This window comes from Kitasatospora phosalacinea (assembly GCF_000717185.1).
Classification (GTDB): domain Bacteria; phylum Actinomycetota; class Actinomycetes; order Streptomycetales; family Streptomycetaceae; genus Kitasatospora; species Kitasatospora phosalacinea_A.
The window spans coordinates 210,788-224,046 of record NZ_JNYE01000001.1 but is presented as its reverse complement, the minus strand read 5'-3'; the positions used below and the strand labels follow the sequence as shown (position 1 = coordinate 224,046).

The 13,259-nt window shown below is 70.3% G+C and carries 9 protein-coding genes; 6 read left to right on the top strand and 3 right to left on the bottom strand.

The genetic code is table 11. The features are described 5' to 3' along the window. Both OO57_RS00975 and OO57_RS00970 read right to left on the bottom strand, forming a co-directional pair. The coding region (locus OO57_RS00975; protein WP_033250252.1) for a hypothetical protein at positions 1–820 on the bottom strand (820 nt) is incomplete at its 3' end. A gap of 78 nt (positions 821–898) precedes the next feature. Next, the gene (locus OO57_RS00970; protein WP_051776290.1) at positions 899–1,420 is read right to left on the bottom strand and encodes a SigE family RNA polymerase sigma factor; all 522 of its coding nucleotides are present in this window, start codon (positions 1,418–1,420) and stop codon (positions 899–901) included. A gap of 344 nt (positions 1,421–1,764) precedes the next feature. Between OO57_RS00970 and acnA the strand changes: the two genes are divergently transcribed. The 5 genes from acnA (at position 1,765) to OO57_RS00945 (ending at position 9,725) form a co-directional block, all read left to right on the top strand. Then, a complete protein-coding gene (acnA, locus tag OO57_RS00965; RefSeq protein ID WP_033250251.1) occupies positions 1,765–4,431 on the top strand; it encodes an aconitate hydratase AcnA in 2,667 nt (888 codons plus the stop codon). 169 nt (positions 4,432–4,600) lie between these two features. Then, positions 4,601–5,932 carry a glycoside hydrolase family 18 protein gene (locus OO57_RS00960; protein ID WP_033250250.1) on the top strand — a complete coding sequence of 444 codons (1,332 nt, stop codon included), beginning with the start codon at positions 4,601–4,603 and terminating at the stop codon, positions 5,930–5,932. Positions 5,933–6,303: 371 nt separating this feature from the next. Further along, positions 6,304–7,701, top strand: coding sequence for an N-acetylglucosamine/diacetylchitobiose ABC transporter substrate-binding protein (ngcE, locus tag OO57_RS00955; RefSeq protein ID WP_033250249.1), 1,398 nt, complete (start codon positions 6,304–6,306; stop codon positions 7,699–7,701). Between the two features lie 127 nt (positions 7,702–7,828). Then, positions 7,829–8,761, top strand: coding sequence for a carbohydrate ABC transporter permease (locus OO57_RS00950; protein ID WP_033250248.1), 933 nt, complete (start codon positions 7,829–7,831; stop codon positions 8,759–8,761). A gap of 10 nt (positions 8,762–8,771) precedes the next feature. Beyond that, entirely contained in the window at positions 8,772–9,725 is a 954-nt protein-coding gene (locus OO57_RS00945) for a carbohydrate ABC transporter permease (protein WP_033250247.1), read from the top strand. Between the two features lie 62 nt (positions 9,726–9,787). Here the strand turns inward: OO57_RS00945 and pepN are convergent, their stop codons facing one another. Continuing rightward, positions 9,788–12,409 carry an aminopeptidase N gene (pepN, locus tag OO57_RS00940; protein WP_033250246.1) on the bottom strand — a complete coding sequence of 874 codons (2,622 nt, stop codon included), beginning with the start codon at positions 12,407–12,409 and terminating at the stop codon, positions 9,788–9,790. A 187-nt stretch (positions 12,410–12,596) separates the two neighbouring features. Between pepN and OO57_RS00935 the strand changes: the two genes are divergently transcribed. Beyond that, positions 12,597–13,232, top strand: coding sequence for a DSBA oxidoreductase (locus tag OO57_RS00935; protein ID WP_033250245.1), 636 nt, complete (start codon positions 12,597–12,599; stop codon positions 13,230–13,232). Positions 13,233–13,259: the final 27 nt, after the last annotated feature.

Genomic DNA, 13,259 nt, shown 5'->3' with positions numbered 1-13,259 from the left:
GGGTGAGGGAGGGGGCGGGGGAGGCGGGCGGGCTGCTGACGGTCGCGGCCGTCCGCTGCCACGCGAGCTCCCGGGCCGCGTACGCGTCGAGGTCGGGGGACAGCACCTGGCGCACGCCCACCGCGATCTTGGTCATGGCGTTCCGGTCGAGCGGCGGGGCCTCGCCGGTCGGCCCGGTGGCGGACAGGACCAGCCGGATGCCGCGGCGGTCCAGCAGGTCCGCCTGGTAGACGGTCCGGCCGTGCTCGTCGGAGCGGGTCAGGCTCACGCCGCTGGCGTCCCCGCCGTCGATGGGGGCGCAGGCCAGGACGGCCGGGTCGTCGGCGCAGTCGTGGCTCCAGGCCAGGTCCTGCGCGGACGCGTCGGCCTGCTGCACGCGCACCTCGATCGTCCCGGCGTCCCCGCCGGAGACCCGGTGGAACCGGGCCAGGACGGAGAGGCCGGTCGAGCCGTCCGCGGCCGTGCCGGTGTCCTCCCAGCCGTCGAGGACCAGTTCGCGCGGGACGAACGGCAGCAGCCGGTCGAGCAGCACGGGCCGGTCCCGGACGGACTGCGAGGCGGTGGAGGCGGCGACGACGGCGGACGGGCCGGTGCCCGGGGCGGCGGCCGACACCGCGGGCGGGGCCGCGGCGGGGCGCAGCAGCAGCCCGCCGCCCACGGCCAGCGCGACGACGGCGGCGACCGCCCCGGTGAACGCGAGCCGCCGCCGCAGCCGGATGCTCCGCCCCTCGGCGGTGGCCCCGGCGACCAGCAGGCCGAGGTCGGGCACGCTGTCACCGACCGCCCGCACGAAGACGTCGTTCAGCTCCTGCTCGGGCATCGGGGGGTTTCTCGCTTTCTGGCGGTCGTCACGGTCGTCAGGGGCGTTGCGGGCACCACCGCGGCCACGGGCAGCGCGTCACGGCACCAGGCTGTCCAGGTGCGGGGCGAGCTGGCGGCGCAGCCTGGTCAGGGCCCGCAGGGCGCGGACCCGGACGGTGCCGGGGGAGAGCTGGAGCTCGGCGGCGGTCTCGTCGACGCTCCGGTCCTCCCAGTAGCGCAGCACGAGCACGGCCCGGTCCTTGGGCGGCAGTTCGGCGAGCGCGGCGAGCAGGGCGACCCGCAGCGCGGGGTCGTGGTCGGGGGCGGCCTGCTCGGAGAGGCCGTCGAGCACCGGCAGTTCGGTGCTGCGGCGCAGTCTGCGGTGCGAGAGGTAGCAGCGGACCAGCACGGTGCGGGCGTACGCGGTGGGGCTCTCGGCCTGCTTGACCCGGTGCCAGGAGGCGTAGATCCGGGCGAGGGCGGTCTGGGTGAGGTCCTCGGCGAGGTGCCAGTCGCCGCACAGCAGCAGGGCGGTGCGGAACAGCGCGGCGCCCCGGGTGTGCGCGAACTCCTCGAACTCGCGCCGCTCCTCGGCGGCCCTGCGTCGTCCCACCACCATCCGCGCGCCCCTGCCCTCGCCGGCCGTCCCGTACACGGGGACGGACGCCCCCGTACACAGGGACAGACGCGCGGGGCGGCCGGTTGCGTTACGCCCCGGTCGTGCTCCGGGGGCGGGGAGGTGCACCCTGGTGGGGAACCGCGGTGGGGCGAGCCGGTGGAGTGCGGGCGGACCCCATGCACTATGGTTTATCTCGACATCGAGATACATTCCGCGCTACGCTTTATCTTGACGTCAAGATACTTGCCGAGAGGCGCAGGCCTCCATCATCGGCTCGGTAAGCGACAGCAGGCAGGTTAGCTAAGGCTTACCTTATCACCGGGTGGACCAAGAAGGAGTCAGTCGTGTCCGCGAACAGCTTCGACGCCCGCAGCTCGCTGCAGGTGGGCGACGAGTCGTACGAGATCTTCAAGCTCTCCGCCGTCGAGGGTGCCGAGCGGCTGCCGTACAGCCTCAAGGTCCTGCTGGAGAACCTGCTCCGCACCGAGGACGGCGCCAACATCACCGCCGACCACATCCGCGCCCTCGGCGGCTGGGACCCGACGGCCGAGCCGTCCGAGGAGATCCAGTTCACCCCGGCGCGCGTGATCATGCAGGACTTCACCGGCGTGCCCTGCGTGGTCGACCTGGCCACCATGCGCGAGGCCGTGAAGGAGCTGGGCGGCGACCCGTCCAAGATCAACCCGCTGGCGCCGGCCGAGCTGGTCATCGACCACTCCGTCATCGCCGACAAGTTCGGCACCCCGGACGCCTTCGTCCAGAACGTCGAGATCGAGTACGGCCGCAACAAGGAGCGCTACCAGTTCCTGCGCTGGGGCCAGACCGCGTTCGACGAGTTCAAGGTCGTCCCGCCCGGCACCGGCATCGTCCACCAGGTCAACATCGAGCACCTGGCCCGCACCGTCATGGTCCGCAACGGCCAGGCGTACCCCGACACCTGCGTCGGCACCGACTCGCACACCACCATGGTCAACGGCCTGGGCGTGCTGGGCTGGGGCGTCGGCGGCATCGAGGCCGAGGCCGCGATGCTCGGCCAGCCGGTCTCGATGCTCATCCCGCGCGTGGTCGGCTTCAAGCTGAACGGCCAGCTCCCGGCCGGCACCACCGCCACCGACCTGGTGCTCACCATCACCGAGATGCTGCGCAAGCACGGCGTGGTCGGCAAGTTCGTCGAGTTCTACGGCGAGGGCGTCACCGCGATCCCGCTGGCGAACCGCGCCACCATCGGCAACATGTCGCCGGAGTTCGGCTCGACCTGCGCGATCTTCCCGATCGACGCCGAGACCATCAACTACCTCAAGCTCACCGGCCGCAGCGAGCAGCAGCTCGCCCTGGTCGAGGCGTACGCCAAGGAGCAGGGCCTCTGGCACGACCCGTCGGTCGAGCCGGTCTACTCCGAGTACCTGGAGCTGGACGTCTCCACCGTCGTCCCGTCGATCTCCGGCCCGAAGCGCCCGCAGGACCGCGTGGTCCTGGCCGAGGCCGCGCAGAAGTTCGCCGAGGCGCTGCCGACCTACTCGGCCGAGGCCTCGAAGCCGACCGCGGTGACCGCCCCCGACGGCTCGACCTACGAGATCGACAACGGCGCGGTCGTGATCGCCTCGATCACCTCCTGCACCAACACCTCCAACCCCTCCGTCATGCTGGGCGCCGCCCTGCTGGCGAAGAAGGCCGTGGAGAAGGGCCTGCGCGTCAAGCCCTGGGTCAAGACCACCCTGGCGCCCGGTTCCAAGGTCGTCATGGACTACTACGAGAAGGCCGGCCTGCTCCCGTACATGGAGAAGCTGGGCTTCAACCTGGTCGGCTACGGCTGCGTCACCTGCATCGGCAACTCGGGCCCGCTGCCCGAGGAGGTCTCCGCCGCGGTGAACGAGTCGGACCTCGCGGTCGTCTCGGTGCTCTCCGGCAACCGCAACTTCGAGGGCCGGATCAACCCGGACGTCAAGATGAACTACCTGGCCTCGCCGCCGCTGGTGGTCGCCTACGCCCTGGCCGGCAACATGAACGTCGACATCACCCGCGACGCCCTGGGCCAGGACGCGGACGGCAACGACGTCTTCCTCGCCGACATCTGGCCGTCGGAGCAGGAGGTGGCCGACACGGTCGCCGGCTCCATCGACGAGGCCATGTTCGACAAGGGCTACCAGGACGTCTTCGCCGGTGACCACCGCTGGCAGTCGCTCCCGGTCCCGACCGGCAACACCTTCGAGTGGGACGCGGAGTCGACCTACGTCCGCAAGCCCCCGTACTTCGAGGGCATGGCCACCACCCCGAGCCCGGTGACCGACATCTCCGGCGCCCGCGTGCTGGCCAAGCTGGGCGACTCGGTCACCACCGACCACATCTCCCCGGCCGGCAACATCAAGCCGGGCACCCCGGCGGCGCAGTACCTCACCGAGCACGGCGTGGAGAAGCGCGACTTCAACTCCTACGGCTCGCGCCGCGGCAACCACGAGGTCATGATCCGCGGCACCTTCGCCAACATCCGCCTGCGCAACCAGATCGCGCCGGGCACCGAGGGCGGCTACACCCGCGACTTCACCCGGTCCGCCGAGGGCGCCCCGGTGTCGTTCATCTACGACGCCTCGCAGAACTACCAGGCCGCGGGCACCCCGCTCGTCGTCCTGGCGGGCAAGGAGTACGGCTCCGGCTCGTCCCGCGACTGGGCGGCCAAGGGCACCGCGCTGCTCGGCGTCAAGGCCGTCATCGCCGAGTCCTACGAGCGCATCCACCGCTCCAACCTGATCGGCATGGGCGTCCTGCCGCTGCAGTTCCCGGCCGGCCAGAACGCCGACTCGCTGGGCCTGACCGGCGAGGAGACCTTCGAGTTCACCGGTGTCACCGAGCTGAACGAGGGCCGCACCCCGAAGACCGTCAAGGTCAAGGCCGTTGCCGCGGCGGGCGACACCGTCGAGTTCGACGCGGTGGTGCGCATCGACACCCCCGGCGAGGCGGACTACTACCGCAACGGCGGCATTCTGCAGTACGTGCTGCGCAGCCTGATCGGCTGAGCCCGGGAGCGCTGAGAAGGCCGCACCGCCCCGCGAGGGGCGGTGCGGCCTTTGCCGTTCCTTGGCACGGATCCTGCCGTTCCCCTTGTGCGGTCCCCGCCGAGTGGACTAAACCTCTCCACAGCACATGGTCCATACCAATTGACGCTGAATCGGAGAGATTCACGGAATGACCAGACGCAGCTCCGCCGCGCTCCTCGCCGCGGCCACGCTCGGCGCCCTGCTCGTCTCCCCGGCGGCCGCCCAGGCCCACGGGGACGACGACCGCGGGAGGAACCACCGGCTGGAGGGCCAGCGGGTCGGCTACTTCACCCAGTGGGGCATCTACAGCGGCTTCTCCGCCAAGAACGTCCAGACCAGTGGTCAGGCGGGCAAGCTGACCGTGATCAACTACGCCTTCGGCAACGTCTCCGCCGACGGCACCTGCTTCGAGGCCAACGCGGCCGGGGTGGGCGACGCCTGGGCCGACTATCAGCGCCCGGTCGGCGCCGAGGAGTCGGTGGACGGCGTGGCCGACACCGCCGACCAGGCGCTCAAGGGCAACTTCAACCAGATCCGCAAGCTCAAGGCGGAGAACCCGCAACTGCGCGCGGTGATCTCGCTGGGCGGCTGGAGCTGGTCCAAGTACTTCTCGGACGCGGCGCTCACCGACGCGTCGCGGAAGAAGTTCGTCTCCTCCTGCATCGACCTGTACCTCAAGGGCAACCTGCCGCAGCTGGGCTCCGCCGAGGGCGGCGCGGGCGCGGGCGCCGGGGTGTTCGACGGCATCGACGTCGACTGGGAGTACCCGGGCGGCGGCGGTGACGGCGGCAACGTGGTGCGGCCCGAGGACGGCAGGAACTACACCCTGCTGATGCAGGAGTTCCGCCGCCAGCTGGACGCGCTGTCCGGCAAGAGGGGCCCGCACTACCTGCTCACCGCGGCCGTCCCGGCGGGCGAGTCGAAGATCGACCAGATCGAGGTCAAGAAGGTCGCCAAGTCGGTGGACTGGCTGAACCTGATGACCTACGACCTGCACGGCCCGTGGGAGGCCCAGGGCCCGACCAACCACGACGCCAACCTGTACACCGACGGGGCGGACGCCTCCGGCCTGAAGCTCAGCGTCGACCGGGTGGTGCGGACCTACCTGGACCGCGGCCTGCCCGCGAAGAAGGCCGTGGTGGGCGTCCCGTTCTACGGCTACGGCTGGACGGGCGTGCCGGCCGGTCCGAAGGAGAACGGCCTGTACCAGTCCGCCACCGGCCTGGCCCGGGGCGGCAACCTGCCCTACAACCAGATCAAGGACCTGCCGGGCACGGTCTTCACCGACCGCGCGCACGGGGCGACCTGGAAGTACGACGGCACCGAGTTCTGGACGTACGACACCCCGGACCTGCTGACCCGCAAGGCCCGGTACGTCGAGGACAACCGCCTGGGCGGCGTGATGGCCTGGGCGCTCGACAACGACGACGCCCGGGGCACCCTGGTCGCGGCCCTGGACAAGGGCCTCCAGGGCCGCTGACCCCGCGTCAGGGGCGGCCCCGCGCGCGGCTTCGCGCACCGTGGTTCGACGACCGCGGTGCGCGAAGCTGCGCATTTTCATGCCCCGGTGAGCACGAACGCGCGAAATCGCCGCGCGAGCCCGGGCCGGAGGGGCAATTCGCAGGGTCCCTGCACATTGCACATGCTGCATCGCGGACAACGGTTCGACTGTCAGGTTTGTTATCAGACCCGCTGACTATTGCCGCTGGGTGAACAGTGGACTATACCTTTGCAGCATCATCACACCGCCTCTGACCGGCACCTTCGCCGCTGGGCACCTTTCGGGCTACGGGAGTTGACGCGTCGTCAGCTCCGGTCCACTTCTTCTGGAACTGAGGGGTTAGGGCACTCATGGGCTCTGCAACTGGGTACAACCGTCGCGACCTGTTCAAGCGCGCGGCCGCGATCACCGTCCTCGCGGCGGGCGGCACCTCGCTGCTCGCGGCCTGCGCCGGCGGTTCCGGCAGCAGCGACAACAAGTCGGGCGCCTCCCCGACGCTCGGCGGCGACAGCAAGAACCCGTTCGGCGTGAAGGCCAGCGACGCGCTGGACGTCGTGATCTTCAAGGGCGGCTACGGCGACGACTACGCCAAGGTCTTCGAGGACGCCTACAAGAAGGCGTACGCCGGTGCGAACGTCTCGCACCTCGGCACCCAGGAGATCAGCGGCAAGCTGCAGCCGCGCTTCAACGCCGGCAGCCCGCCGGACGTCTTCGACAACTCCGGCGCCCAGGCCATGAAGGCGGACGTCCTGGTCAGCGCCGACCAGCTGACCGACCTGACGGTGCTGCTGGACGCCCCGTACCTGGACGACCCGTCCAAGAAGATCCGCGACGTCCTGCTGCCCGGCACCATCGAGCAGGGCACCATCAACGGCAAGATGTACTCGCTGAACTACGTCTACACCGTGTTCGGCCTGTGGTACTCCGCCAAGCTCTTCAAGGACAAGGGCTGGGCCGTCCCGAAGACCTGGGACGAGTTCATCACCCTCTGCGGCACCATCAAGGCCGCGGGCATCGCCCCGTTCGCGCACCAGGGCAAGTACCCCTACTACGCGAACTACATCATCTTCAGCCTGATCGCCAAGCAGGGCGGCCAGGAGCTGGTCAAGAAGATCAACGCCTGTGACGCGTCGGCCTGGGACGACCCGGCGGTGCTGGCCGGCGTCACCGCGTTCAACAAGATCATGGAGGGCGACTTCCTCCTCCCCGGCACCAACGGCATGACCCACACCGAGTCGCAGACCGCCTGGTGCCAGGGCAAGGCCGCCTTCATCCCGTCCGGCTCCTGGCTGGAGAACGAGATGCTGGACTCCACCCCGGCCGACTTCGACATGGCCTTCCTGCCGGTCCCGTCGCTGCCCGGCGACAAGCTGGCCGCCACCGCCCTGTGGGCCGGCGCCGGCGAGCCCTTCATGGTGCCGAGCAAGGCCAAGAACAAGGCCGGCGGCCTCGAGTTCCTGCGCATGATGCTGACCAAGGACGGCTCCTCCAAGTTCGTGGCCACCGCGAACTCGCTGACCGTCCTGAAGGACGGCGTCAACGCCGACGTCCAGCTCAAGCCGGGCACCAAGTCCTCGGCCGTGGCGGTCAAGGCGGCCGGCGACGTCACCTTCAGCTTCAGCTTCCAGGACCTGCAGACCGCGTTCGACGCCGAGGTCGAGAACGCCACCAACGAGCTGGTCAACAAGCGGATCAGCCCGGCGGAGTGGGTCGCCCGCGGCAAGGCCGCGACCGCCAAGAAGGTCTGACCCCCCGGTAGGCCGACGGCCTGACACCGCAAGGCCGGGGTCCGCGCGCGGACCCCGGCCGTTCCACGCGACACCGCAGTTCCAGGCCTGTCTGACCACAGGCTGTCGGCGGACAGGAGCAGCTCCCATGCGACACCGTAAAACACCGTTCATCTTCGGGTTCCTCGTGGTGCCCGTCGCGCTGTACATCCTTCTGGTCATCTGGCCCTACCTGCAGACCTTCGGTTACTCGCTGACCGACTGGTCCGGTGCCTCGTCCGAGATGAACTTCATCGGACTGGACAACTACACCAAGCTGTTCCAGGACAGCGCCTTCCTCGGCGCGCTGCAGCACAACCTGCTGCTGCTGATCGTGCTGCCGCTGGCCACCATCCTGCTGGCGCTGTTCTTCGCCTTCATGCTCAACGTGGGCGGCAAGAGCGGCACCGGCGGCGTGCAGGGCGTGCGCGGCTCGGCCTTCTACAAGGTCGTCTTCTTCTTCCCGCAGGTGCTCTCGGTGGCGATCCTGTCGGTGCTCTTCCAGGGCGTGTACCGGACCGACAAGGGCGGCCTGCTCAACGGCGTCCTGATCGCGCTCGGCATCGTCGACGAGCAGCACCCCTGGGACTTCGCGTCCAACCCGACCTTCGGCCTGTGGTGCATCATGGGCGTGATCGTCTGGTCCGGCGTCGGCTTCTACCTGGTGCTGTTCTCGGCCGCCATGCAGAGCATCCCGAAGGACATCTACGAGGCCGCCATGCTGGACGGCGCCAAGCGCGGCACCACCTTCTTCAAGATCACGCTGCCGCTGCTCTGGGAGAGCATCCAGACCGCCTGGGTCTACCTCGCGATCGCCGCGATGGACGCCTTCGCCCTGGTCTCCACGATGACCCCCGGCGCGTACTACGGCGGTGGCCCGGACCACCACAGCGAGATCATGGCGACCTTGCTGATGCGCAACTTCATCACCTTCGGCAAGGCCGGTTACGCCTGCGCCATGGGTGTGGTGATCTTCTTCATCACCCTGGTCCTGTCCGTCGTCTCGCTCCGGGTCACCCGGCGCGAGAAGATCGAGTTCTGAGGTTCCCGGCATGAGCACCAACACCGACGCGACCACCGGCATCCCGGCCCAGCGCAACGGCGGGAACGACGAGCCGCGCAAGCCCGTCAAGGAGCAGCGCTTCGCCGACGGCGGGGGAGTCCTCAACGTCTTCTCGCACGGCTTCCTGGCCCTGTGGGCGGTCCTGATCATCGGCCCGCTGATCTGGATCATCCTCGGCTCGTTCAAGAACAACGCCGAGATCGGCGACAGCGCCTGGAGCTGGCCCTCGCACTGGGGCTTCGACGCCTTCACCCGCGCCTGGAACAAGGGCATCGGCGACTTCTTCGTCAGCACCGTGATCGTGCTGGCGGGTTCGCTCACGCTGACCATGCTGCTCGGCTCGATGGCCGCCTACGTGCTGGCCCGGTACGAGTTCCGCGGCAACCGGGTCATCTACTACTTCTTCGTGGCCGGCGCGATGTTCCCGGTCTACCTGGCGCTCGTCCCGCTGTTCTTCATGATGAAGAACCTCGGCACCGTCATCCCCTGGCTCGGGCTGAACCAGTACGCCGGCCTGATCCTGGTCTACACGGCCTACTCGCTGCCGTTCACCGTGTTCTTCCTGCACTCGTTCTTCCGGTCGCTGCCCAGCGCCGTCCACGAGGCCGCGATGATCGACGGCTGCTCGCACACCCGGGCGTTCTTCCAGGTCATGGTGCCGATGGCGAAGTCCGGCCTGATCAGCGTGTTCATCTTCAACGTGCTCGGCCAGTGGAACCAGTACCTGCTGCCGCTGACCCTGATGCAGCAGCAGAGCAGCAGCGACCCGGACCGCTCGATGCTGGCCCAGGGCCTGATGAACCTGGCCCAGCAGTCCGGCTACGCCAGCGACTTCCCCGGCCTGTTCGCCGGCATGACGATCGCGATGCTGCCGGTGCTGGTGGTGTACCTGTCCTTCCAGCGCCAGGTGCAGGCGGGTCTGACCTCGGCCACCCTGAAGTAGCCGCAGTACCCTCGTACGTGGGGCAACTCCCTCTCCAGAGGAGGGAGTTGCCCCACAGCGCGTTACCGGGCGTCGCACTCCTGGGCCCGCAGCGCCCGGGCCAGGTCGTCCCGGCACTCCAGCACCAGCCGGCGCAGCGCCGGGGCGGCGTCCGGGTGGGCGGCCAGCCAGGCGTCGGTGGCGGCCAGGGTGTCCGGGGTGGTCCGGTACCGCGGGAAGAAGCCGCCGACGATCCGCATCGCGATCTCGATCGAGCGCTCCGCCCAGACCGACTCCAGCACCTCGAAGTACGGCGCGGCGTAGGCGGCGGTCAGCTCCCGCTGGCCGGGCTGGTTGAAGCCCGCGATCTGGGCCTCCACCAGGGCGTTGGGCAGTTCGTCGGAGTCGACCACCGCGGTCCAGGCGGCGGCCTTGGCGCCCGGGGTGGGCAGCGCGGCCAGGCACTGGGTCTGCTGGCGGCGGCCGCTGGCGGTGTTGTCGCGGGCCAGTTCGGCGGCCAGCTCCTCGGCGGTGGCCGCCCCGTGCGCGGCGAGCGCCAGCCAGAACGTCCAGCGCAGCTCCTGGTCGACGTCCAGGCCGTCGATCCGGCCGGTGCCGTCGAGCAGTCCGCGCAGCAGCTGCAGGTGGTCGGCGCGCTCGGCGGTGTCGGCCAGGAACCGGGCCCAGGCGAGCTGGTGGTCGCTGCCGGGGGCGGCCAGCGACAGCTCGCGCAGCGCGCACTCGGCGAGCGCGGTGCCGTACCCGTCGCGGTGCGCCGGGTCGGCGTACACCGCCAGCGCGGTGGCGGCCTGCTGGTGCAGCGACTGCAGCACGCCGATGTCGGACTCCCGGCCGGCGAAGCGCAGCACCAGGTCGAGGTAGTCGCGGGTCGGCATCAGGCCGTCCCGGGTGAGGTTCCACACCGCGGACCAGGCCAGCGCCCGGGCCAGGCTCGGGGCGGCGGTGGCGGTGGCGGCGGTGGTGGCGGTGGTGCCGTCCGCGGCCGGGGCGTCGGTGAGGTCGCCGAGGCCGGTGCGCAGGGTCTCCAGCGAGTGCTCGTCGAAGCGGACCTTGCAGTACGTCAGGTCGTCGTCGTTGAGCAGCACCAGCGCGGGCAGCGGCCGCCCGACCGCGGCGGCGACCGCGGTGCGCTCCCCGGCGACGTCCAGCTCGTAGCGGTCGGTGCGCCGCAGCGCGCCGTCCGCGTCCCGGTCGTACAGGCCGACCGCGATCCGGTGCGGGCGCAGCGGCGCGCCGTCCTGGCGGACCGCCAGTTCGGTGATCCGGCCCTCGGCGTCGCAGGTCACCTCGGGGGTCAGGGTGTTGACGCCGGAGGTCTGCAGCCAGGCGGCGGACCAGGCGCGCAGGTCGCGGCCGCCGGTCTCCTCCAGGGCGTCCAGCAGGTCGTCCAGGACGGTGTTCCCGAAGGCGTGCTTCTTGAAGTAGGCGCGGGCGCCCCGGAAGAAGGCCTCCGGGCCGACGTAGGCGACCAGCTGCTTGAGGACGGAGGCGCCCTTGGCGTAGGTGATGCCGTCGAAGTTGAGCTTGGCGTCCTCCAGGTCGCGGATGTCCGCGGTGATCGGGTGGGTGGTGGGGAACTGGTCCTGCCGGTACGCCCAGGCCTTGCGGCGGTTGGCGAAGGTGATCCAGGCGGAGCGGTACCTCGTGCCCGCGCCGATCTGCGCGTAGGAGCCCATGAAGTCGGCGAAGGACTCCTTCAGCCACAGGTCGTCCCACCACTTCATGGTGACCAGGTCGCCGAACCACATGTGGGCCATCTCGTGCAGGATCACGTTGGCCCGGGACTCGTACGCGGCCTCGGTGACCTTCGAGCGGAAGACGAACTCCTCGCGGAAGGTCACGCAGCCCGGGTTCTCCATCGCGCCGATGTTGTACTCGGGGACGAAGCACTGGTCGTACTTGCCGAACGGGTACGGGTAGTCGAACTCCTGGTGGAAGTAGTCCAGGCCCTGCTTGGTGACGGTGAGGATCTCGTCGGCGTCGAAGTGCGCGGCCAGCGAGCGGCGGCAGGTGGCGGCCAGCGGGATCTCCAGCACCGTGCCGTCGGGCAGTTCGCGCGCGTAGTGGTCGCGCACCACGTGGTACGGGCCGGCCACCACGGCGGTCAGGTAGGTGGAGATCGGCCGGGTCGGGGCGAACTCCCAGGTCCGGGACGCCCCTTCGTCGGTGATCCGCTCGTGCACCGCGTTGGCGTACACGTCCCAGGCGGCGGGGGCGGTCACGGTGAAGGTGAACGGGGCCTTCAGGTCGGGCTGTTCGAAGTTGGCGAAGACCCGGCGGGCGTCGGCCGGCTCGTAGTGGGTGTACAGGTAGGTCTCGCCGTCGGCCGGGTCGACGAAGCGGTGCAGGCCCTCGCCGGTGCGGCTGTACGCGCACTCGGCGACCACGGTCAGCTCGTTGTGCGCGGCCAGCACCGGCAGCGTCACCCGGGTGCCGTCGAACACCTCGGCCACGTCCAGCGCGAGGCCGTTCAGCTCGACCGAGACCACCTCGGGGGCCAGCAGGTCGGCGAAGCCGGTCGCGCCCGGCTCGGCGCAGTCGAAGGAGATCCGGGTGGTGGAACGGAAGGTGGGCCGGCCGGGGTCGGCCGCCGCACTGACGTCCAGGTGCACGCGGTAGCTCTCCACCCGGATGGTCGCGGCCCGGTCGCGGGCCTCCTCACGGCTCAGGTTCTTGCCCGGCACGTCGGTACTCCTCTGTACGGAACACACGGTTTCGGAGTGTTCATGGCACTCCGTCGGGGGCATCCTTTCACGCCCGCCCACCTGTGCCATTGCACTGGCGGAGGAATCATCGCGGCCGGGCCGGAGTTGCACCCTCCCGGGGGGAACCCCGCCCGCAACCGACCCGCCGACCCGAAGGGCGCCGTCAGTGACGACCGCAGACTCCCGCAAGATCGCCGACTTCTGGTTCGACCCGATCTGCCCCTGGGCCTGGATGACCTCCCGGTGGATGCTGGAGGTCGAGAAGCTCCGCCCGGTGGACACCCGCTGGCACGTGATGAGCCTGTCCGTCCTCAACGAGAACCGGGACGACCTGCCCGAGCGCTACCGCGAACTGCTGGCCGCCGGCTGGGGCCCGGTCCGGGTCCTGATCGCCGCCGCCCAGGCCCACGGCGACAAGGTGCTCGGCCCGCTCTACACCGAGCTCGGCACCCGCTTCCACAACCAGGGCCTGCCCAACACCCGGGAGACGGTCGTCGCCGCGCTGCGCGCCGCCGGCCTGCCCGAGGAACTGGCCGACGCCGCCGACACCGACGCGTACGACGACGCGCTGCGCGCCTCGCACGCCGAGGGCATCGGCCTGGTCGGCGAGGACGTCGGCACCCCGGTGATCGCCGTCGACGGCCCGGACGGCGACCGCGTCGCCTTCTTCGGCCCGGTCGTCACGCCCACCCCGCGCGGCGAGGCCGCCGCCCGCCTCTGGGACGGCACCGTCCTGGTCGCCTCCACCCCCGGCTTCTACGAGATCAAGCGCACCCGCACCGCGGGCCCGTCCTTCGAGTAGCCGGGCCGGCCGGAGCCCCGCACCCCC